General features: G+C 58.4%; 18 protein-coding genes. 11 read left to right on the forward strand and 7 right to left on the reverse strand.

Going from position 1 to position 19719, the window contains the following annotated elements:
• The first annotated feature begins 74 nt into the window (after nt 1-74).
• On the forward strand, nt 75-4094 hold the full coding sequence (locus HY011_15770) for a carboxypeptidase regulatory-like domain-containing protein (protein MBI3424390.1): 4020 nt from the start codon (nt 75-77) through the stop codon (nt 4092-4094).
• Nucleotides 4095-4371: 277 nt separating this feature from the next.
• On the opposite strand, the gene HY011_15775 is transcribed toward HY011_15770, so the two are convergent.
• Nucleotides 4372-5394, reverse strand: coding sequence for a radical SAM protein (locus tag HY011_15775; protein MBI3424391.1), 1023 nt, complete (start codon nt 5392-5394; stop codon nt 4372-4374).
• Between the two features lie 124 nt (nt 5395-5518).
• Between HY011_15775 and HY011_15780 the strand changes: the two genes are divergently transcribed.
• The 3 genes from HY011_15780 (at nt 5519) to HY011_15790 (ending at nt 11240) form a co-directional block, all read left to right on the forward strand.
• Entirely contained in the window at nt 5519-7996 is a 2478-nt protein-coding gene (locus HY011_15780; GenBank protein MBI3424392.1) for a family 10 glycosylhydrolase, read from the forward strand.
• A 218-nt stretch (nt 7997-8214) separates the two neighbouring features.
• Nucleotides 8215-9969, forward strand: coding sequence for an N-acetylmuramoyl-L-alanine amidase (locus tag HY011_15785; GenBank protein ID MBI3424393.1), 1755 nt, complete (start codon nt 8215-8217; stop codon nt 9967-9969).
• Nucleotides 9970-9974: 5 nt separating this feature from the next.
• On the forward strand, nt 9975-11240 hold the full coding sequence (locus HY011_15790) for an MFS transporter (protein MBI3424394.1): 1266 nt from the start codon (nt 9975-9977) through the stop codon (nt 11238-11240).
• A gap of 34 nt (nt 11241-11274) precedes the next feature.
• Here HY011_15790 and HY011_15795 read toward each other — a convergent pair whose 3' ends face one another.
• Nucleotides 11275-11844 (reverse strand): tetratricopeptide repeat protein, encoded by a 570-nt coding sequence (locus tag HY011_15795; GenBank protein MBI3424395.1) that lies wholly within the window; start codon nt 11842-11844, stop codon nt 11275-11277.
• Between the two features lie 25 nt (nt 11845-11869).
• Here HY011_15795 and HY011_15800 point away from each other — a divergent pair, with 25 nt between their 5' ends.
• Nucleotides 11870-12343, forward strand: a complete 474-nt coding sequence (locus HY011_15800; GenBank protein ID MBI3424396.1) for a hypothetical protein — start codon at nt 11870-11872, stop codon at nt 12341-12343.
• 386 nt (nt 12344-12729) lie between these two features.
• Here HY011_15800 and HY011_15805 read toward each other — a convergent pair whose 3' ends face one another.
• From HY011_15805 to ruvA, 5 genes are all read right to left on the reverse strand, one after another.
• Nucleotides 12730-13164, reverse strand: a complete 435-nt coding sequence (locus tag HY011_15805) for a GNAT family N-acetyltransferase (GenBank protein ID MBI3424397.1) — start codon at nt 13162-13164, stop codon at nt 12730-12732.
• Nucleotides 13165-13288: 124 nt separating this feature from the next.
• Nucleotides 13289-14341 (reverse strand): tRNA preQ1(34) S-adenosylmethionine ribosyltransferase-isomerase QueA, encoded by a 1053-nt coding sequence (gene queA / locus HY011_15810; GenBank protein MBI3424398.1) that lies wholly within the window; start codon nt 14339-14341, stop codon nt 13289-13291.
• A gap of 5 nt (nt 14342-14346) precedes the next feature.
• The gene (locus tag HY011_15815) at nt 14347-14664 is read right to left on the reverse strand and encodes a hypothetical protein (protein MBI3424399.1); all 318 of its coding nucleotides are present in this window, start codon (nt 14662-14664) and stop codon (nt 14347-14349) included.
• Between the two features lie 21 nt (nt 14665-14685).
• On the reverse strand, nt 14686-15747 hold the full coding sequence (ruvB, locus tag HY011_15820; GenBank protein ID MBI3424400.1) for a Holliday junction branch migration DNA helicase RuvB: 1062 nt from the start codon (nt 15745-15747) through the stop codon (nt 14686-14688).
• 142 nt (nt 15748-15889) lie between these two features.
• Nucleotides 15890-16498 carry a Holliday junction branch migration protein RuvA gene (gene ruvA, locus HY011_15825; GenBank protein MBI3424401.1) on the reverse strand — a complete coding sequence of 203 codons (609 nt, stop codon included), beginning with the start codon at nt 16496-16498 and terminating at the stop codon, nt 15890-15892.
• Nucleotides 16499-16751: 253 nt separating this feature from the next.
• Between ruvA and HY011_15830 the strand changes: the two genes are divergently transcribed.
• The 6 genes from HY011_15830 to HY011_15855 all read left to right on the forward strand — a co-directional run bounded on the left by HY011_15830 (nt 16752) and on the right by HY011_15855 (nt 19714).
• Complete coding sequence (locus HY011_15830; protein ID MBI3424402.1) at nt 16752-17453, forward strand: redox-sensing transcriptional repressor Rex; 702 nt, start codon at nt 16752-16754, stop codon at nt 17451-17453.
• Between the two features lie 14 nt (nt 17454-17467).
• Nucleotides 17468-18274: a class II aldolase/adducin family protein gene (locus tag HY011_15835; GenBank protein MBI3424403.1), complete on the forward strand. Its 807-nt coding sequence runs from the start codon at nt 17468-17470 to the stop codon at nt 18272-18274.
• 1 nt (nt 18275) lies between these two features.
• Nucleotides 18276-18563, forward strand: coding sequence for an ethanolamine utilization microcompartment protein EutM (gene eutM, locus HY011_15840; GenBank protein MBI3424404.1), 288 nt, complete (start codon nt 18276-18278; stop codon nt 18561-18563).
• Between the two features lie 104 nt (nt 18564-18667).
• Nucleotides 18668-18937, forward strand: coding sequence for a EutN/CcmL family microcompartment protein (locus HY011_15845; protein ID MBI3424405.1), 270 nt, complete (start codon nt 18668-18670; stop codon nt 18935-18937).
• Nucleotides 18938-18942: 5 nt separating this feature from the next.
• The gene (locus tag HY011_15850; GenBank protein MBI3424406.1) at nt 18943-19245 is read left to right on the forward strand and encodes a nucleotidyltransferase domain-containing protein; all 303 of its coding nucleotides are present in this window, start codon (nt 18943-18945) and stop codon (nt 19243-19245) included.
• Nucleotides 19238-19714, forward strand: coding sequence for a hypothetical protein (locus HY011_15855; protein ID MBI3424407.1), 477 nt, complete (start codon nt 19238-19240; stop codon nt 19712-19714). Before HY011_15850 ends, HY011_15855 begins: the two co-directional genes overlap by 8 nt.
• The last annotated feature ends 5 nt before the right edge of the window (nt 19715-19719 follow it).

Here is a 19719-nt window from a genome sequence, read left to right on the forward strand (position 1 = left end):
GGCCACGGCGGTTGATCATTTTCCATTTTCACCACGGAGAAGACCCCGCAGAGGGAGATTCAGGAGAAACCGCAATGACAATAATACCCACGCTTCTGCAACGAAACTTGAAACTGTTGCTCGCAGTGACCCTTTCGTTGTTGATGATGCTGACCCCCTTGGCATCCGTTTCTGCCGCGACTTCGACCACCGCGACGAATCCGGGCCAGGACCCCGTGACCGGGGCCTTTGAAGGCACGGTCAGCAGCAGCCAGGGCGGCGCGGCCATCGCGGGCGCGGTCGTCCAATTCGTCAACACCGTGACCGAAGTCCCCGTCGCCAAACGCTCTGACACCCAGGGCCGTTTTTATCAGGGCCTCTTGCAACCGGGCGTCTATCGCATCCGCGTCAGCGCGACGGGTTTCAAAACCAAAGTCATCGAACAACGCCTGCTCGCGACGCGCGGCAACACGGTGGTGCCGCTGCCGGTCACGCTTGACCCTGACGTCGTCGCGGCGCAGCCGACGCAACCGAATCAACCCAACCAACCGGCACAACCGCCGCCGCCAGTTACGCCAGCGCCACCGACACCCGTGGTCAGCCTGCCGGAATCCGCCGAATTGAATGTCACCGACGGACGCCGGGGCGGCGCGTATACCGATGCCGAAATCGCCACGCTGCCGTTGGGCGATACGACCTTCACGCGCACCTTCGATAGCTTTGCGCTGTTGATTCCGGGTTTGGCGCTGCCGCCGCAAACGGGCCGTGTCGCGGGGCCGGGCGTGGGCGCGGGCGTAGGCTCAGCGGGCCAGTTCTCGGCCAACGGCCTGCGTTCGCGCGCCAACAACTTCCTGGTGGACGGTTCGGACAACAATGACGAAGACATCGGCGTGCGCCGCCAGGGCTTCTTTATGCTGGCGCCGCAACCGGTCGAGTCCATCAAAGAGTATCAAGTCATCAGCAACCTCGCGCCCGCGCAATTCGGACGCAACATCGGCGCGCAGGTCAACGCCATCAGCAAATCGGGCGGCTATGAAACGCACGGCGCGGTGTTCGGCTTGCTGAATACCAGCGCCCTGAACGCGCGCGACTATTTCGACACGACCAGCAGCGGGCAACCGACGCCGTTGCAGGGTTTGAATTTCAGCAATGGCGGCGCGGGTGTGCTGCGCAACGTTTTCATTTGTCCGCCCAGCGGCACGAATTGCGCACAGAAATTTGTGCGCAACCCGGCGGCGGGCCAGGACTCGCTGACCTTCGGACAAGCGGGCCTCGTACTCGGCGGCCCCTTGCTGCCGCGACCGAAGACCGATGCAACCGGCGCAACAGTTGGCTCAACCAAAAATGCGTTTTACTTCCTTTCGCTCGAAGGCTCGCTGCTGAACGCGAACAAAGAACAAAGCTTTGCGGTGCCAACCGTCGAAGAGCGCGGTTTTGCCCGCAGCGGCGGCACCGGTTTGGATGATGGCACGTCATTTGGCTTCCCCACCAGCAATCAAGGCGACGCGGTGTTTAGCTTGTATCCGTTCCCGAACAACAACGGTGGCGTGTATGGCCGCAACACCTACACGCAGATTTTGCCGGCCAGCGCGCAAGGCTACATTGCTTCGTTCAAAATGGATCACAGCCGCAAAATCTGGGGCCGCGATCAGTCGTTCACGGGCCGTTACAACCGCACGCACGATTGGCGCAACATCCCGGCCACGGGTGATGCACTCTTCGCCACGCTGCGTCCGAAAGTCGGCACGCAAAACTTCTCGTTTTTCTGGAACAGCGAACTCACGCACGAAGGTGCGACGACACCCTTCTTCAATCAATTCCGCGCCTCGTATGGCCGCACGCGGTTGAACTTTGAAGAAGAGCGCGATGTAGATCATCTGGCGCCCAGCGCCATCCTGCCCAACACGCCTTTCACGCTCAACGCGCCCTATCTGGCGAATTTCACCGTCCCCACCGATCAGCGCATCGAATATCTGCTCTATCCCAATCGCACCACCGAATTGGGCTTGCTGAGCACGCCTGGTTGCAATCCGAACAGCAATGCCACGCCCGTTTTCGGGCAGATTTGCAGCGGCGCGCTCGGCCCGATCGGACAAATCCTGATGCCGGGCTTCAGTCCGTTGGGCGTGGATGTTTATAACTTCCCACAGCGCCGTGTGAACAACACCTTCCAACTCGCCGACATCCTTTCGTTCCGCAAGGGCGAACACAGCGCGGCGCTCGGCGCTGACATTCGGCGTTCGCAGCTCAACAGCGATTTGCAACGCAATGCGCTGCCACAACTCGTGTTTGGCGGCGCGCCGGTTCTCAATTTCACCACGGCGCGCGGCTTTTTCCTGGACGGTTTTTTCCGTCCGGACAGTCTGGCGGCTTCACAAGCGGCCAGCGGTTTCTTCCAGTCGCTGGCGACGATTGACACGTCGGTGATCGGCTTGCGCAGCACACAATACAATTTCTTCATTCAGGACGAGTGGCGCGTGAAACCGAACTTCTCGCTGAGCGTCGGCATGCGTTACGAATACAACACCGTGCCGAACGAAGTGAACAGCATCATCGAGAAAACGTTCAACAGCACGAAGCTTGATCTGCCGAGCGTCGCCGGCCTGAAACAATTTCTGGCCGGGCGCGGGGACATCTACGATTCCGACCGGAACAATTTCGGGCCGCGCGCCGGTTTTGCTTACGGCAAGAATTGGGGCCTGAATAAACAGATGGTAATTCGCGGCGGCTATGGTTTGTTTTACGATCAAATCATCGGCGCAGTCACCAGCCAATCGCGCAATGTTTTTCCGAACTACCTGACGGTCAATACGGGCGGCGGGCTGCCGGGCGCCAAGATTCCCGGCACCAACGTCTCGTTTACTGACTTTCAACTCTTCAACCCGGCGCTGTCGTTGCCCGGCGCCAATTTCAGCAACGGACTCTGTTTGCAAGTCGTGCAAAACGGTTGCGCGCCGGGCCGTTTCTTTCCGTATGTCGTGCTGGGCACGCCGAACCGGTTGAATCCGAATCTGCCGTTGGACAACGTGGTCAGCGTTTATAACCGCGAGTTCCCCGGCGGTTTCGGCTTCACGTTGCCGTCGCGCGCGCTGAAAACACCCTTGGCGCATCATTACTCGCTCACGCTGGAACAACAATTGGCGCGCAACCTGACCGCCTCTGTCGGCTACGTCGGCACGCAGGGCCGCAATCTGTTGCGGCTGACGACGCCGAACCTGGGGCCGAATTTGAACATGATTTCGTCGTCAGCTTTCTATCAGATCAACCCGGACACAGGTTCGCCCATCATCAGCGGCATTGTGTTGGCGCCCGGCGTCAACATTGACAAAAATTTGAATTTCGTCGGCGGGCGTCCCATTCCCAACGCGGGCACGATCTATCTGTATCAAACGACCGCGCGCTCGCGCTACGATTCGTTGCAAGCACAACTGCGCGGTACGCTGCGCAATCAGTTCAACTTCCAGATTGGCTACGTCTGGTCACACGCATTGGATGACGCCTCGGACGTGTTCGATCTGGCGGGCGCACCGGCCTTGCCGCAAAACAGCCTGCGTCCGTCGGAATACGCTTCGGCAAACTTCGACACGCGGCATCGCCTGACCTACAACTTCCTCTGGACGCTGCCGGCGCTGGCGAATGCCCATGCCGTCAAGCGGGCAGTGCTAGGCGGGTTCGAGATTGCGGGCACGGGCCAGTATCAAACCGGCCAGCCCTTCACCGTCAACAGCATCAACGACATCAATCTCGACGGCAATTACACCGACCGCTTGCATTCGACGCGCGGCCTGGTCGTCAACGATGACCGGCGCGTGCGTCTGAGCTTTGCCAACAACGCCACCTTCAGCGAATTCTGGGGCACGATTGGCACGGACGGCGTCGTGGGCCGCAACACCTTCCGCGCCAGCAACTATCTGCTGCTCGATCTGGCCTTGGTCAAAAACTTCGCCTTCACCGAACGGCAGCGCCTGCTCTTCCGTGTGGACGCCTTCAATTTCACCGACCGCGCCAACTTCGCCATTCCGGTGCGCAATCTGGAAGCGGCGTCCTTCGGCTCGGCAGTGGACACCGTGACGCCAGGACGGCGCGTGCAGTTTGCGTTGAAGTATTTGTTCTAAACCAGGCACCCAAGCAAACTTGGCTATGACAAAAAGCCGCAGGCAGCAACCATCGAACGATGGTTGCTGCCTGCGGCTTTGTTTTTGATTCACGCTCACGACCTAGATCGGATTGCAGAGCGGTGTACGGGAAAAGGCGCGCTCCCGGTCAGTACCGCGCGCGTCAGCAAGCGGAGACTCTGGCTATACCATAAGCCGCCAGCGTTGGCGCAGCGCTTGCTCACGCGCGCGGTACTGACCCCACCGCGCCGCCCCGTACATTCAATTGCAAACTGATCTAATCGAACAAACTTTGCTGCGTTGTCGGTCGCTTGAAGGTGTTTGGGTACTCCTTTTTCACATAGCGTTCTTCGTTAAAGCCCAACCGCCGCGCGTGCACTTCAAACGATTTCTTGACCATCTCCCAATACGGCCCTTCGCCGCGCATGCGTTCGTGGAAGGCGGTTTTGTTGAGCACGCCGCCTTTGACCTCGCGCAACCGGTTGACGATTTTCTGCGCCTTGAGCGGCAGCCGTTCTTGCAGCGTTTCCAGAAAATACGGCTCGACATTACCCGGCAGGCGCAGCAGATTGATGAAGGCGCGCCGTGCGCCGCATTCACGCGCGCGTTCGAGCAGCGCCGGGATTTCGTGTTCGTTACAGCCCGGCACGATGGGCGCGAGGCTCAGGCCGACTTCGATGCCCGCGTCGGCCAAGTCTTTCATCGCGGCAAAGCGCGCCTCGGGAAAGGGCGCGCCAGGTTCCAGCGCGCGGCAAACTTCGTGATCTAAAAACGGGATGGTAAAGAAGACATCGGCGTGCGCCTGCATCGCCAGTTCAGCAATCAACTCTTTGTCACGGCGAATCAGCGCCGACTTGGTGATGATGCTGACCGGATTGCGGAATTCCAGGCAGACTTCCAGACACTTGCGCGTGAGTTGGTAATTGGCTTCGAGCGGGATGTAAGGGTCGGAGGTGAACGAGAAAACCAGCACCTCGCCTTTCCAGCTTTTCTTCATCAGTTCTTTACGCAAGAGTTCAGGCGCATGGACTTTGGCGACGATCTTGCGCTCGAAATCAGTGCCTGCGCCCCAGCCCAGAAATTCGTGGCGCGTGCGCGAGAAGCAGTAATTGCAGGCGTGCGTACAGCCGCGATAGCAGTTGATCGAATAGGTAAACGGAATGTCGGGACTGTTGTTGCTGGTGATGATCGTGCGCGTGGCGGTCTCTTCAAAGACTTCCAGCTTGGCTTCGGGCGGCTCGCCGTCCCATTCATTGTAGGTGTTCAGAAAAGGATTGGGCGGATTGTTGACGTAACGCATAACTGCCTTTCTTTGTGCCGTCCGGAACGCCAACCGCGCATAAAGTACCTAGCGCAGCTTCGTGGACGATGTTCATCGGGGTGCGGTAAACTCCCCCGCCGTCAACCAATCCAGGCAGACAAATATGAAAGCAATCCTTTCGGTCAGTTCAGTCAGTCTCTTTTTGTTGCTGCTTTCGGCACGCATCTTAGCACAAGCCGGACTTCAGCCCAGCGCCACGCAAAGCGGCCAATATCGCGGCTTCTGGATAGACACGTTCAACACAACCCTCAACAACCATAACGAAGTGCTGGCGATCATTGCCGATACCAAACGCGCCCATTGCAACGCGCTGTTCGTGCAAGTGCGCCGCCGGGGTGATTCCTGGTACCGCAATTCGCTCGAACCGCTGGCCGACCGCACACCAATCGAAGCAGGCTTCGATCCGCTGGCCGACCTGATCGCCGAAGCGCACGCCAACAACATCGAAGTGCACGCCTTCGTCATCGTCGGCGCGTTGTGGAATGGCAATCCAACCGCGAATCCACCGCGTCCACCTGAAAGCCCGCAACACGCTTTCAACCGGCACGGCTTCAATCAAGCGACGGGCAAACTTTACGAGGGCCGCGACAATTGGCTGACGCGCACCTTGCTGGCGGATGACGGGACGAACGTTTCATTCAACGGCCACCGCATCGGCAATGATTTCTGGCTTGATCTGGGGCATCCCGACGCCGCGCAATACACCTTCGACGTGCTGCTGCATTTGGTGCGCAATTACGATCTGGATGGCTTGCATCTGGATCGCATTCGTTACCCGGAAGTGACGGCGACGCAGAGTGGCGGCGCGAGCATTGGCTACAACGCCGTGAATGTGGCGCGCTTCCAAACGCGCTACGGCTTGGCTGAAGGCTCGACGCCCGCGCTGACGGATGCGCGCTGGCAACAGTGGCGGCGCGATCAGGTGACGAATCTGGTGCGGCGTGTGTACCTCAATGCCATTGCGCTCAAACCACGGTTGAAAATTTCGGGCGCGCTGATCGCTTTTGGCGGCGGGCCGACGACTGAATCAGCTTGGCAATCCGCCGAAGCGTACTGGCGCGTCTTTCAGGATTGGCGCGCGTGGACGGAAGAAGGCATCCTCGATCTGGCGATTCCGATGAATTACAAACGCGAGCACGTGATGTCGCAGGTGCCGCTCTTCAGTTCCTGGTATGAATGGACAAAGGATCACGCCTACGACCGCGCCGTACTGCACGGCTTGGGCAGTTATCTGAATTCGCTGGAAGGCACGCTGCATCAAATCCGCGCGAGCCTTGTCCCTTCGCGCCAAGGCAATCCGGCGATGAGCGGCGTCGTGTTTTTCTCATTCGCCAACACGAATGACGCCGTCGCGGCAAATCCCTTTACCGGCGGGCGCGATACGCCGCGCCGTGCGTTTGCCGAATTCGCTGCCGCGCTCACCACCGGCAAGTCAGTGGACGGCACGCAAAGTTACGAAGTGCCCGACCCCAGCATTCAGCCTGTCTTTCCGCAATCCGTGCCGGTGCCCGTGCTGCCGTGGAAAGCCGCGCCGCAACTCGGTCACGTAATGGGTTTGGTCAAAAACAACAAAGGCGCGGTGTCTGACACCGCCGAAGTCCTGCTCACGCGCCTCACCGCTGACATTCCGCCCACAGGCCGCGCGAACATCCGCACCACCACCGACGGTAATGGCTTTTATGGCGGCGTAGACCTTGCGCCGGGCCGTTATCGTGTGACCGTCACGCCCGTCGGCGAGCCGCCATACACCCCCGATGCGCCGGTGCGCGTGGTCGCGGGCAAGGTCACAAACTTTGACATTCTCTTGGAGCGCGGCGGCACGGTGCCCTATGGCGCAGCTTCGGTTTCCGCCGCCAGTTTCAGTGGCCCCACGCTCGCGCCCGAAACCATCGTCGCGGCCTTTGGCAACGGACTCGCAACCAGTACGGCAGCGGCTACGGGCCTGCCGTTGCCCACGACACTGGCAACGACGACGGTCAAGCTCAAAGACAGCGCGGGTGTCGAACGCGCCGCGCCGCTGTTTTTCGTCTCGCCGCAACAAATCAATTATTTGATTCCGGCGGAAACGGCGGCGGGCCTGGCTTCCGTTTCAATTGAGGTGTTGCGCGATGGTTTCCTGTTTTCTGTTTTGGGGAATCCACTCAACATCGTGCGCGCCGCGCCGGGATTGTTCACGGCCAACGCCAATGGCAGCGGCGCGCCGGCGGCGGTCGTCTTGCGCTTCAAAGCCGATGGCACACAAAGCACTGAATCCGTCGCGCAGCTCGATACCGCGCAAAACCGCTTCGTGCCGCAGCCTATTGAAGTCGGCGTGGAAGGCGACCGTGTATTCCTGATTCTCTTTGGCACCGGCGTGCGCGGCGCGGGGCCGGCTGAAACGGTGACGGCACAAGTGAACGGCTTGCCGCTGGACGTGTTGTTTAGCGGCGCGCTCAGCGGGTTTGCCGGGCTGGATCAAATCAACCTGCGCCTTTCGCGCGAAGTCTTGCAGGCGTTGGCGGGACGTGGCGAAACAGAGTTGTTGCTCTTCGCCGACAACCGTTTGGCGAATACAGTGCAATTGGTGGTGAAGGGGCAATGACCTGGGTACGCACGCTTCCCAACGTGCAGTCTCGGCGTCAGACGCTTCCCTTCCGGCAGGAATTGGTCTCGCGCCGAGACTGCACGCGGGGAGCGTGCGTACCCAGGCGCTAACGCGATTCGATAACTGAACTTACCTCTCTCAATCCGATGAGCAAAAACACGTTGCCAACAATTCTTTTATGCCTCCTCTTGATTGCGGCTGGTGGGCTGCAAGCGATGGCACAAACCACTGCACCAACGGTGCGACACCTGGAAATCAAACTTGAGCTTGACCGCGCGCAACCCAATGTGACAACCAGCGGCAAAGAGCGACTGATCACGCTCGCCGTGCCGCTTGAACAGGCCGCGCCATTCCTCGCGGTCGGCTTCGTCTGGCCGCAAGCCGCCGGGCAAACGCGCTTGAAACTGCGCAGTTCAGCGGATGGCGTAACGTGGAGCGAATGGTTGAAGCTGGCGCACGATGCCGATGCGACGAATGAAAATGGCGAGCAGGCAAGCAGCCTGGCGTTGTTACCAGCACAGACACGCTTCATTCAATGTCACAGCGAAAGCGACAAAGCGCCCATCCGCAGCTTGCGCGTCCTCTTCATTAGCCCCGGCGCAACGCCGCGCGGGATGCGGGAACAGATTCAAAGCAAAATTCAAACCAACGTCATGAGCCAGCAACCTTCGACCAAATATCCCAAACCGCCCGTCGTTACGCGCACCGAATGGGGCTGCCCCGACGGCCAGATCACGACGCACGGCACATTGAGTTACACCACCGTCACGCATCTGATCGTGCATCACACGGCGACCGGCAACACGGTGGCGAATAGCGACTGGCCCGCCGTAATGCGCAGCATCTGGAATTTCCACATCTTCTCGAATGGCTGGGCGGATATTGGCTATAACTATTTAGTTGACCCCAACGGCGTGATTTACGAAGGCCGCGCGGGCGGGGACAACGTGCTGGGCGCGCATTTCAGCGGCGTCAATGCCGGGACGCTGGGCGTTTCGATGATCGGCACCTTCACCGATGTCACGCCCAGCGAACAGGCGCTCAACAGCCTGCGCCGCCTCCTGGCCTGGAAAGCCGATCAGCGCGGGATTGATCCGACCAGCAAGTCGCGCCATGCGGCTTCGGGACTGGAACTCAACAATATCTCCGGCCACCGCGATGGGCCAGGCTCGACCGAATGTCCGGGCGATGCGTTGTATCCGCTGCTGCCCAGTTTGCGCGAAAGCGTGAAAGCTTTACTGACAAGCAGCGCTGCCGCGACCGTTTCCGCCGCCAGCTTCAGCGCCGACGCGCTCGCCGGCGAAGCCATCGTCGCCAGCTTCGGCAACGAATTGGCGACTGCGACGCAAGCGGCGGCGACGACACCGTTGCCGTTGAATTTGGCAGGCACGACCGTTGTCGTCCGTGACAGCGCCAATGTCGAACGCCCAGCGCCGCTGTTTTTTGTCTCACCGGGACAGGTCAATTTTCAAATCCCGGCCGGCACGAAAACAGGCCCGGCTGCTGTGTTGATCGGCAATCCCGCCGGACGCATCGCCAGCGGCACGATCACGGTTGAACCGGTCGCGCCCGCGCTCTTTGCCGCCAACAGCAACGGACGCGAGGTACCCGCCGCCGTAGTGTTGCGAGTCAAAGCTGATGGCGCACAAAGCTATGAACCCGTCGCCGTGTTCGATCAAACGCAAAACAAATTCGTGGCCACACCGATTGACGTGAGCAATCCAAATGAACAGGTTTTCCTGATCGCGTTTGGCAGCGGCTTCCGCAACCGCACTGCGCTGGCGGCGGTCGCGGCCCAAGTCGGCGGTGAACTCGCGCCCGTACTCTTTGCCGGGGCGGTCGAAGGCTTGGTCGGATTGGATCAATTGAACGTCCGCCTGCCGGGTAAGTTGGTTGGGCGCGGCGAGGTTGATTTCTTGTTGCAGGTGGATGGAAAAACCGCCGACACACTTCAGATTCGGATCAAGTAATTCGCATGAACTCATTACAAGCTGAGACCGCGCCGCGCCCAGCGCTTTGGCCCGCGCGCGTGCCGATTTACTACGGTTGGGTGACGCTCTTGGTCGCCGCGCTCGCGATGGTCGGCACGTTGCCGGGCCGCACGCAAGGCTTGGGGCTGATTACCGAACCGCTCATGCGCGACTTGGGGATTGACCGCGTGCAGTGGGCGCAGATCAATCTCTGGGCCACGCTGATCGGTTCGCTGTTTTGCGTGGGCATAGGCCGTCTGATTGACCGGCTGGGCAGCCGCGTCGTGCTGACTACGGTGACGCTGTTGTTGGGCGCGGTCGTTGTGCTGTTGAGCGCGGCCCAAAGCGTCTGGCTGGTAGCGGTGTTGATCACGTTGACACGCGGCTTTGGGCAAAGTGCGCTTTCGGTCATCAGCCTGACCATCGTCGGCCAATGGTTTGTCAAAAAGCTGAACCTGGCGATGGGACTTTATTCGGTGCTGCTGAGCATCGGATTTATGGTCGCCTTCCCGCTGACGGGCACGGCGGTTTTGCACAGCGGCTGGCGCGCGGCTTGGGCTGGCCTGGGGATGGCGCTCTTGCTGGGGCTTGCGCCGTTGAGTTGGGCGCTGATGCGGCAAACGCCCGAAGCGTGCGGGATTGCGTTGGACGGAGAGAAGCAAACGGCCCCAACAGCCGCAGATTTGACCGGCTACACCTTGCGCCAAGCTTTGCTGACGCCCGCTTTCTGGGTCTTTGCCTTAAGCAGTTCGGTGTACGGGCTGCTGGCTTCGGGCATCGCACTATTCAACGAATCCATTCTGGCCGAGCGCGGGTTTGACGCCGCCACTTATTACCGCACGCTGGTCATTACGGCGTTGACCGCGCTGGCGGGCAACTTTCTGGGTGGCTGGCTCAGTCAGCGTTGGACGATGAATCGGCTGATGGCAGGCGCAATGGCTTTGTTGGCCGGCGCGTTGCTGGCCTTGCCGCAGGTGCGCACGCAAGGGCAAGTCGCCGCCTGGGCGGTGGTCATGGGCGCGGCGGGTGGCGTCGTCATCGTCATCTTTTTTTCATTCTGGAGCCGCACTTTCGGACGTGCCCATCTGGGGAAAATTCAAGGCGCGGCGCAAGCGCTGACGGTACTGGCCTCCGCCCTCGGCCCGTTGTTGCTGGCAGCCTGTGTGACCCGCACGGGTTCTTATGCAACGGTGTTTTATGTGCTGGCCTTGGTGGTGGGAGGGTTGGGAATTAGCGCCTGGATAGTACCGGTACCGCCGGAATCCAGCTAAAGGCATCAATGGATGAGGCCTTTTTCCGCCAGTCTTAGCGGCGCGCTTCGAGCAGGTCAAAGGGCGAGGTCAGGCCCAGCAATTCCTGAAAGTGCCGGTTCTCACGCAAGCCGGAAAAATCTGCGTCGTCAAAGGCCTGTGAACGAAACCGCGGTTGAATTTGAATCGAACGGCGCAGGTAATCAAGCGCCTGTTCGTGCGAACCCGTTTGAGCGTAGGTCGCCGCTAAGGAATAGAGAAAATGCGGTTCGTTAGGGTTTAACCGCAAAGCCTTTTCAAAGAAATTGCGGGCCTGAGCAAAATCGCCCACGTTCAGGGCGTACACCCCACGGTCGTACAATTCATCGGCGGAAACGTTGCGCACCGGCACAACGGGTGCGGCAGTCAATTTCTGATGACAGACCTGCAAATACATCTGTGACCGGCTCAGGATTTCGACCTCTTGCGGAAATTTCTGTAACAACGTTTCAAACAGTTCTTTGGCCTCTTCAAACTGGCGCCGATTAAAGACCTTGACGGCCTGCTCAAACGCCCGTAACGCAGCCGGGGCCGCAGGTTTGCGGACTTCCGGTTTGGGCGCAGGTGGTGGTGGTGGTGGCGGCAAAATCTGCCGTAGCGTTGGCCTGGGTTTGTTGATAACGACCTGCGGCTTAACCAGCGGCTTTTCGCTTGGTTTAGCGGCCAAAGCCTGCGGTTTCAGGTCTTTCCGACGCGGCGGAGGCAATGGCTCGGCCCGGAAAGTTGCGGCGTTGCCAGACTTCGTGCTGGGTTTATCAGCTTTGCTTGACTTGGTATTTGCAGGAACCGGCTTCGTCGCAGGCGCGGACGCCCCCTTTTTGCTTTCAACGATCTTTTTCGCAATTGTTTTGGTGGGCTTCCTGACTGGCGCTGACGCGGCCTTTTTCGTCACGCCCTTTGAAGCCGTTGCCGGCCTGGTCAGCGGTTTGGCAGGCAAGCTCTTGCCAGGCTTTGCTTTAGCCGCTTTTGGCAAATTAGCTTTGGCGGGTATCGGAGCCGCCTTTGCTACTTTCGCCTTGGTTTTGACTTTGTTTTTGGGTTTGGCCTTTTTTGTGCTTGCTGCCATATTCAGTTCTTCCCGTTAACCGAATGGAAACCCTTAACAGCTTTGGGGTAATCCGCACGAACACAACCCGTTTTACGCCCCAATGCAACGCCATATGCATTGTAAGTGGCAGATTTATAACAGATTAGCGTTCCCAGTGTCAATTCACGCCTTTTTGGCAGCAGGTGAGACGGATGCTCAGGCAACCGGGCGAGGCGGGCATCTCGCCTCTCAATCTGTTGATTTTCAATGGCTTAAATAAGAAGCGCGGCAAATCAAAATTGCCGTTCCAGGTGCAAGTTCCACACGCAACCCCGCAATCATCAGAAATTGCTTCGCAAAACTTCAGGCGTCGCATCGGTTAATTTTAGGCTGGCTTCGCAACTTTCCACATCGGCGTGGGTCTTAACCCCACAGGTTCCACTCTTAGGCATAAAGCGCTTTGACCATCAAATAGCCGTCATCGCCATTTGAATAATAACGATTCATCCGCTGTACCACGACATAACCCAAATGTTCGTACAGTTGTTGCGCCGCCAGATTGTCAACGCGTACCTCCAGTCGAACGGTAATGATCCCGCGGGCGAGAAAGGTGCGTTCGACTTCGTGCATCAGCATACGGGCCAAACCGCGGCGGCGATGTTCGGGCGCTACCCCGATGGTGGTCAGATGGCCGCTGCCGTCTTCTTCGACTACGGCCAAAGCGAAGGCTCCCATTTCACCATCGTCCGCGCGTATTTGCCGCGCGATGGTGTGCGGATTGGACAGTAAAAAGCGGAACGTATCCCGCTCATAAGCTTCCCCATTCAAAAAACAGCGCAAATCAAGTTGCCACACCTCATTCAGGTCAGCCAGCGTCATGGGACGCAACGCACCTTTGAACGGCAGTCTATAGATGGGGTGGTACTGGAAAACCTGCATAAACCAGTGATCAGTGGTCAGTGGTCAGTGGTCATCTCTTCAACTAGCCACTGACCACTGATTACTAAACAATCAACATACAATCACCATAACTATAAAACCGGTAACGCTCTGCCACGGCGTGGCGGTACGCGCGCAAGACCAATTCACGGCCCGCCAATGCTGAAACGAGCAAAAGCAGCGAAGATTGCGGCAAATGAAAATTTGTCAGCAAGGCGTCCACGCTTTTGAATTGATGCCCCGGATAGATAAAAAGTTCCGTTGCGCGTTGTTCGGCGCGCAACATGCCAGCGGCATTGGCGGCGCTTTCGAGCGCGCGCGTCGCGGTGGTGCCGACAGCCAGCACGCGCTGGCCAGCGGCTTTTGCCGTATTGATCGTTTGCGCCGCATCTGCGCTGATTTCGTAATGCTCAGCCTCGATGCGATGCTCTTCGACCCGTTCGACCCGCACGGGTTGAAAGGTCGCATAGCCAACGTGATGGGTAATCTCAACGATCTGCACGCCGCGCGCTTTCAATTCATCCAGCACGCGCGGCGTGAAATGCAACCCCGCCGTCGGCGCGGCAATCGCCCCGCGCTGTTTGGCAAAGACCGTTTGATAACGCGGCTCATCCAGCCGTTCGGCAGTGTCGCGTTTGATGTAAGGCGGCAGCGGCGTATTGCCGATTGCATCCACCACCTGATTGAAATCGCCGTCGCAGGTGAAGCGGATGTGGCGCTTGCCGTCTTCCAACAGGCCGGTCACTTCGCCGCGTAACCGCCCCTCGCCGAATTCCACTTGCGCGCCCACTTTTAAGGCCCGGCCCGGACGTGCGATGACTTCCCATTCGTTGGTGGCGGCGTCGAGCAACCGTGACAACAAGGCTTCGACCTGGGCTCCACGTTCGCCCATCGGCAACACGCGCTGCCCGCGCAACCGCGCCGGAAAGACGCGCGTGTTGTTGAGCACGACGACATCGCCCGCGTTGAGCAGCGTCGGCAATTCGGCAAAGGCGCTGTCGCGGAAGCTTTGCGCCGCGCGCTGAACGATGAGCATGCGCGAACGGTCACGTTGCGCCAGCGGTTCTTGCGCGATCAATTCATCGGGCAGGTCAAAATTGAATTCAGAGATGAGCATCCTATTTACTGTCGTTTGGGGCGCTCCTTTAGGTCGAAGATAACCACCATGCCGCCTCGTGGCCCCTCCTCAATAACGAACTTGCTTTTTGCTCTATCGAATATCCCAAGCGCCAATATCTGCTGGAAGTCGCGTTTAACTTGCGCCTCATCATATTTCTCGCCCGGCGTGGTTTTGATGTGTTTGCGTAGTTCTTCTGCTGTGATTGAACGATAACCTCTGAGTTCAACGTCTTCCACCAATATGCTTTGCGCTTGTGCCACCGCAAACAGACACAGGGCAAGCGGTAACGCATAAATAAGCCATTTTGTATTTCGCATCATTGCCTCCGTTTTGAAGCTACCTCATTGAAACAGCCCCTGCTGGTCGCGCTCGCTCTTCGGTTGCCAGCCGATACCGAAATGGTTGTAAGCCGCCGGCGTCGCCATGCGCCCGCGCGGCGTGCGATTGAGGAAGCCGATTTGAATCAGGTACGGCTCATAAATCTCTTCAATCGCATCTTTCTCTTCGTTAATCGCCGCCGAGATGGTGCCGACGCCGACCGGGCCGCCGTTGAATTTTTCGATAATCGTCAGCAACAGCTTGCGATCAATTTCGTCCAGGCCGTAGCGATCCACTTCCATCCGATTCAGCGCGTCGGTGGCGATTTCCGCCGTGATGCGCCCGTCGCCTTCGACTTCGGCAAAGTCGCGCACGCGGCGCAACAGACGATTGGCGATGCGCGGCGTCCCGCGCGAACGTTGCGCGAGGGCCTGCGCGCCTGCTTCTTCCAGTTGCGCGTTCAAGATTGCCGCCGAACGCTCGACGATGATTTGCAGGTCTTCGACCGGATAAAAATCGAGATGGAAGTTGATGCCGAAACGCCCGCGCAACGGCCCCGAAAGCATCCCTGGCCGCGTCGTTGCGCCCACCAGCGTGAAGCGCGGCAAATCCAGCTTGACCGAACGCGCCGACGGCCCCTGCCCGATGATGATGTCCAACTCGAAATCCTCCATCGCCGGATAGAGAATCTCTTCGATAGCCGGATGCAGGCGGTGAATCTCGTCAATAAACAGCACATCGCCTTCGCCGATATTCATCAGCAGCGCCGCCAGATCACCGGCTTTTTCGATCACCGGCCCGGCGGTCACTTTCATCTGCGCGCCCATCTCGCGCGCGCAAATCGCCGCCAATGTCGTTTTACCCAAACCCGGCGGGCCGTTGAGCAGCACGTGATCGAGCGCCTCGCCACGGGCGCGGGCGGCTTTGATGAAGATGTTCAGGTTGTCTTTGACTTTTTTCTGGCCGATGTATTCGCGCAGGAATTGGGGGCGCAGCGAGAGTTCGATTTGCTGTTCGTCATCCATTGAATTGCTGCCGACCAATCTGGCCGCCGCTTGCTCAGGCGTTTGTTTCTTGCTTGCCATAAAAAATCCGTTTGTCCCTGGGTACGCAGCGCTTCCAGCGTGCGGGCGTGGCGTCAGATTGACTGACGCTGAAAGAGAACCCTTCGGCATTCATCGGCCTGATGCCACGCCCGCACGCTGGAAGCGCTGCGTACCCAGATAATCAGCGCGCCAATGCACGCAACGCCAATTTCAACGCCGTCTCAAAGCTCGCGTCCGCATTCTCTTTGAACACATTTCCCACCGCTTTTTCCGCCGCCGCTTTCTGATACCCCAAATTCACCAGCGCCGAAACGATGTCGTCGCTGAGCGCATTGGCCACCGCCATGTAATCCGACTGCACCGGTTCGGCCTGCGCCGCCACGCTCAGTTTCGCCACCTTATCGCGCAACTCGACGACCAGGCGTTCGGCGGTTTTCTTGCCGACACCGGGGATGTTGGTGAGCCGCGCCAGATTGTTATCACGCACCGCGCGGATCAGATCATCAGCGTTCATTCCCGACAGCAGGGTGATCGCCAATTTGGGGCCGACGCCGCTGACGCTGGTCAGCAGCAGGAACAACTGTTTCTCGCGGTCGGTGCGAAAGCCAAAGAGTTGCAAGGCGTCTTCGCGCACATAGGTGTATGCGCGCAGCGAGACATCCGCGCCGATTTCGCCCAAGTCATAAAAGGTCGAGAGCGGGACGGTCAGTTCGTAACCGACGCCGCCCACGTCAACGATGACGGAGTTAGGTTGTTTTTGGATTAGTTTGCCTGCGATGTGTGCGATCAACGGTGGCTCCTTATGAGTTGGCAGTTGGCAATTGGCTGTTGGCAGTTTCACCGAACCTTGAAGTGCTGTCTGCCAACCGCCAACTGCCAACTGGTCTTGCAGTTTACGTAGCGCGGCTAAAGCCTGTCAATTTGCCCTCCAAAACGCTGCGTTGACAGTTTTGCAGAGGCTGCGCTATCGTGACTTCTCGATTGCTAAAGGCTTTTCCCCGTGTGTTTTTTGCACTTTCATCGCATTGACCAGCGCGCTAGAAATGAAGACAGAGAAGATTTCGGAACTCACCACCAATCGCCTCTCGGTGTATTTGCGCTGCTTGAATGAATTGGAAACGGCGGGCATTGCGACCATCTCGTCGCAAGCGCTGGCCAAACAATTCAATTTGAATTCGGCGCAGATTCGCAAAGACCTGGCGTACTTTGGCGAGTTCGGAGTACGCGGCGTAGGTTATTTTGTCAAAGAGTTGCGCCGTCACCTGCTGGAAATTCTCGGTTTGAATGAGAAGCGCCGCATCGCCCTCGTGGGCGCAGGCAATCTGGGCTTGGCGCTGGCCAATTATCAAGGCTTCAAGCGCGACACCTTTTGCATCGTTGCGCTCTTTGACGATGATCCGCAAAAAGTGGGCACGCAAACACCCAGCGACTTGCCGATTCATTCGACCGAGCAATTGGCTGGGATCATCGAACGCGAAGAAATTGACATTGTGATCATTGCCGTCCCCGCGCCAGCCGCGCAGCAGGTTCTAGACCGCGTCACGGCAGCAGGCATCAAGGCTGTGCTCAACTTCGCACCCGTCGTGTTGAATCCGAAAGCGGGCGTAAAGGTCAAAAACGTGGATTTATCGGTGTCGCTGGAAAGCCTTTCTTATTTCCTGGCGCACCCCAGCAATGAAGCGATAACGGTCAATCACCTCGATCTATTTCGGGTTGAACCGCTGGAAAGCGGAAAGTCGGCCTAACGCACATTGAACTCATGATTGACGAGCAGAAAGTTAAAGAACACATCGTCGAGATTGCCACGCGCTGTTACGACCGCGGCTTGCTGGTCGCGGGCGACGGCAACATCAGTGTGCGCGTCGGCGAAAACCGGCTGATTGCCACGCCCTCTGGCGTCAGCAAGGGCTGGATGAAACCGGAGATGATGTGCGTAGTGGATTTGGCAGGCAACTCACTTGAAACATCGGAATACCAAGTCTCGTCTGAGTGGCCGATGCACCGCATTATTTATGAGCAGCGCCCGGACATTCACGCTGTCTGCCACGCCCATCCGCCACACGCCACCGGCTTCGCCGTCGCGGGTCTGTCACTCAGCAAAGCAATCTTGTCTGAGGTCGTCTTGACGCTGGGTTGCGTGCCGCTGGCGACTTATGGCACGCCTTCGACGCGCGAATTGACCGATGCAATTGAGCCGTATCTGGAATTCCACGATGCGTTGTTGATGGCGAATCACGGCGCGGTGGCCTATGCCACGACGCTGGAGCAGGCGTTCAACAAACTCGAAACGCTGGAACACACCTGCAAGATCAGCTTCATTGCGCGCACGCTGGGCAACGAGAACGTCATCCCTGACCGCGCGATTCCGAAGCTGTTTGAAATCCGCGAACGCAATGGCGCGCTGCCCTTTGAGGCGCGCACGGGACAAGCTTGCGGAATAGGAACTAGCGCGGCTGTCAGCCAGGGAGAGGGCGAAACGGTCACCTTGACGCGCACGGAGTTAATCGAATTGCTAACCGCTTCAGCACAACTGCTGCAACGGCAATCTGAAAGGAGCACTTATTAAAATGGAAGCACTCGGAATGATCGAGACCAAAGGCTTGGTCGCCATGATCGAAGCCTCTGACGCGATGGTCAAAGCGGCCAACGTCACACTGGTCGGCTACGAAAAGATCGGCGGCGGCTTCGTCACCGCCATCGTGCGCGGCGATGTCGCCGCCGTCAAAGCCGCCACCGACGCCGGCACCGCTGCGGCCCGTCGCGTCGGCGAACTGGTCAGCGTCCACGTCATCCCGCGCCCGCATTCGTCCGTAGACGAAGCCCTGCCGGTCGCCATCGCCTCACGCAAGAAATAGTTCTAAGTTCTGGGTTCTAAGTTCTGGGTTCTACGTTCCCGATTCTAGCGCCAACTAACGTAGAACCCAGAACTTAGAACTTAGAACTCAGAACCTGGAGTTCTATGATTATTGGACGCATCATCGGCACCGTCGTCGCCACACGCAAAGATGCGCGGCTGGAAGGCAAGAAACTCCTGCTCGTGCGTCCATTGACGCTGACGGGCGAGGATGAGAACAGCTATCTGGTCGCCATTGACACGGTTGGCGCGGGCTTCCGCGAAAAGGTGCTGGTCGTATCGGGCAGCAGCGCGCGGTTGGCGGATGGATTAAAAGATAGGCCGGTGGATGCGGCGATTGTGGGGATTATTGATACGGTGGAAGTGACGGATTGAAGTACATGGAAGTAACGTTACCACTCGCGGCAAAACCATTTGAACAAGACATTCAGCACGCTGTCGAAATCTTGAAAAGCGGCGGTTGCAGCGAAGTCTTCCTGTTCGGCTCACTGGCGGAAGGCCGCGCCCACGAACATTCCGACATTGACTTAGCGGTGCGGGGTTGTCCGACCGGCGAGTTCTTCCCTCTGTTTGGTGAGCTGATGTTTGAGTTGCACCACTCCGTTGACCTGATAGACCTCGACGCGCCTGACCCCTTTGCGCAATTCCTCTTGCAGCATGGAGTGCTGAAACGTGTTGGATGAGCAAGTTGCCGCACAAATCCGTTTTGAATTAACTCAGCTTGAACGCCTACTAGCGTCCTATCAAGATCTGCTGGCGCGCTTCGCACAAACGTCTGCGAGCGAACCGACGTTGATTGAAACCACGGCTCTGGCTTCGGTTTTACACTCCTTCTACACCGGTCTGGAAAACATTTTTCGACTGGTCGCCAAACGCATAGATCAGCAACCGCTCAGCGGCGAACGCTGGCATCAGGGCTTGCTGGATCAGATGTCGCAAGCGACTGACAAGCGCGCGGCGCTCCTCACGGCGGAAACCGGCAAGCGGCTGCGCGAGTATCTGGCCTTTCGTCATCTCTATCGCCATTCGTATTCCAACTTCCTCGATTGGCGGCGCTTAGCGTTGCTTGCCGTCCCTTTGCCTGAGTTGACACAAACTATTCAAACAGAAGTTGAAGCCTGGTTGCGAAATGCGGCGCCAAGCAAGCACTGAGACTT

The organism is Acidobacteriota bacterium, from assembly GCA_016196035.1.
Classification (GTDB): Bacteria; Acidobacteriota; Blastocatellia; order RBC074; family RBC074; genus JACPYM01.

Coding starts and splice junctions, on each gene's coding strand:
- HY011_15770 (MBI3424390.1), top strand. CDS start 75: ATGACAATAATACCCACGCTTCTGCAACGAAACTTGAAACTGTTGCTC.
- HY011_15775 (MBI3424391.1), bottom strand. CDS start 5,394: ATGCGTTACGTCAACAATCCGCCCAATCCTTTTCTGAACACCTACAAT.
- HY011_15780 (MBI3424392.1), top strand. CDS start 5,519: ATGAAAGCAATCCTTTCGGTCAGTTCAGTCAGTCTCTTTTTGTTGCTG.
- HY011_15785 (MBI3424393.1), top strand. CDS start 8,215: ATGGCACAAACCACTGCACCAACGGTGCGACACCTGGAAATCAAACTT.
- HY011_15790 (MBI3424394.1), top strand. CDS start 9,975: ATGAACTCATTACAAGCTGAGACCGCGCCGCGCCCAGCGCTTTGGCCC.
- HY011_15805 (MBI3424397.1), bottom strand. CDS start 13,164: ATGACGCTGGCTGACCTGAATGAGGTGTGGCAACTTGATTTGCGCTGT.
- queA (MBI3424398.1), bottom strand. CDS start 14,341: ATGCTCATCTCTGAATTCAATTTTGACCTGCCCGATGAATTGATCGCG.
- HY011_15815 (MBI3424399.1), bottom strand. CDS start 14,664: ATGATGCGAAATACAAAATGGCTTATTTATGCGTTACCGCTTGCCCTG.
- ruvB (MBI3424400.1), bottom strand. CDS start 15,747: ATGGCAAGCAAGAAACAAACGCCTGAGCAAGCGGCGGCCAGATTGGTC.
- HY011_15830 (MBI3424402.1), top strand. CDS start 16,752: ATGAAGACAGAGAAGATTTCGGAACTCACCACCAATCGCCTCTCGGTG.
- HY011_15835 (MBI3424403.1), top strand. CDS start 17,468: ATGATTGACGAGCAGAAAGTTAAAGAACACATCGTCGAGATTGCCACG.
- eutM (MBI3424404.1), top strand. CDS start 18,276: ATGGAAGCACTCGGAATGATCGAGACCAAAGGCTTGGTCGCCATGATC.
- HY011_15845 (MBI3424405.1), top strand. CDS start 18,668: ATGATTATTGGACGCATCATCGGCACCGTCGTCGCCACACGCAAAGAT.
- HY011_15850 (MBI3424406.1), top strand. CDS start 18,943: ATGGAAGTAACGTTACCACTCGCGGCAAAACCATTTGAACAAGACATT.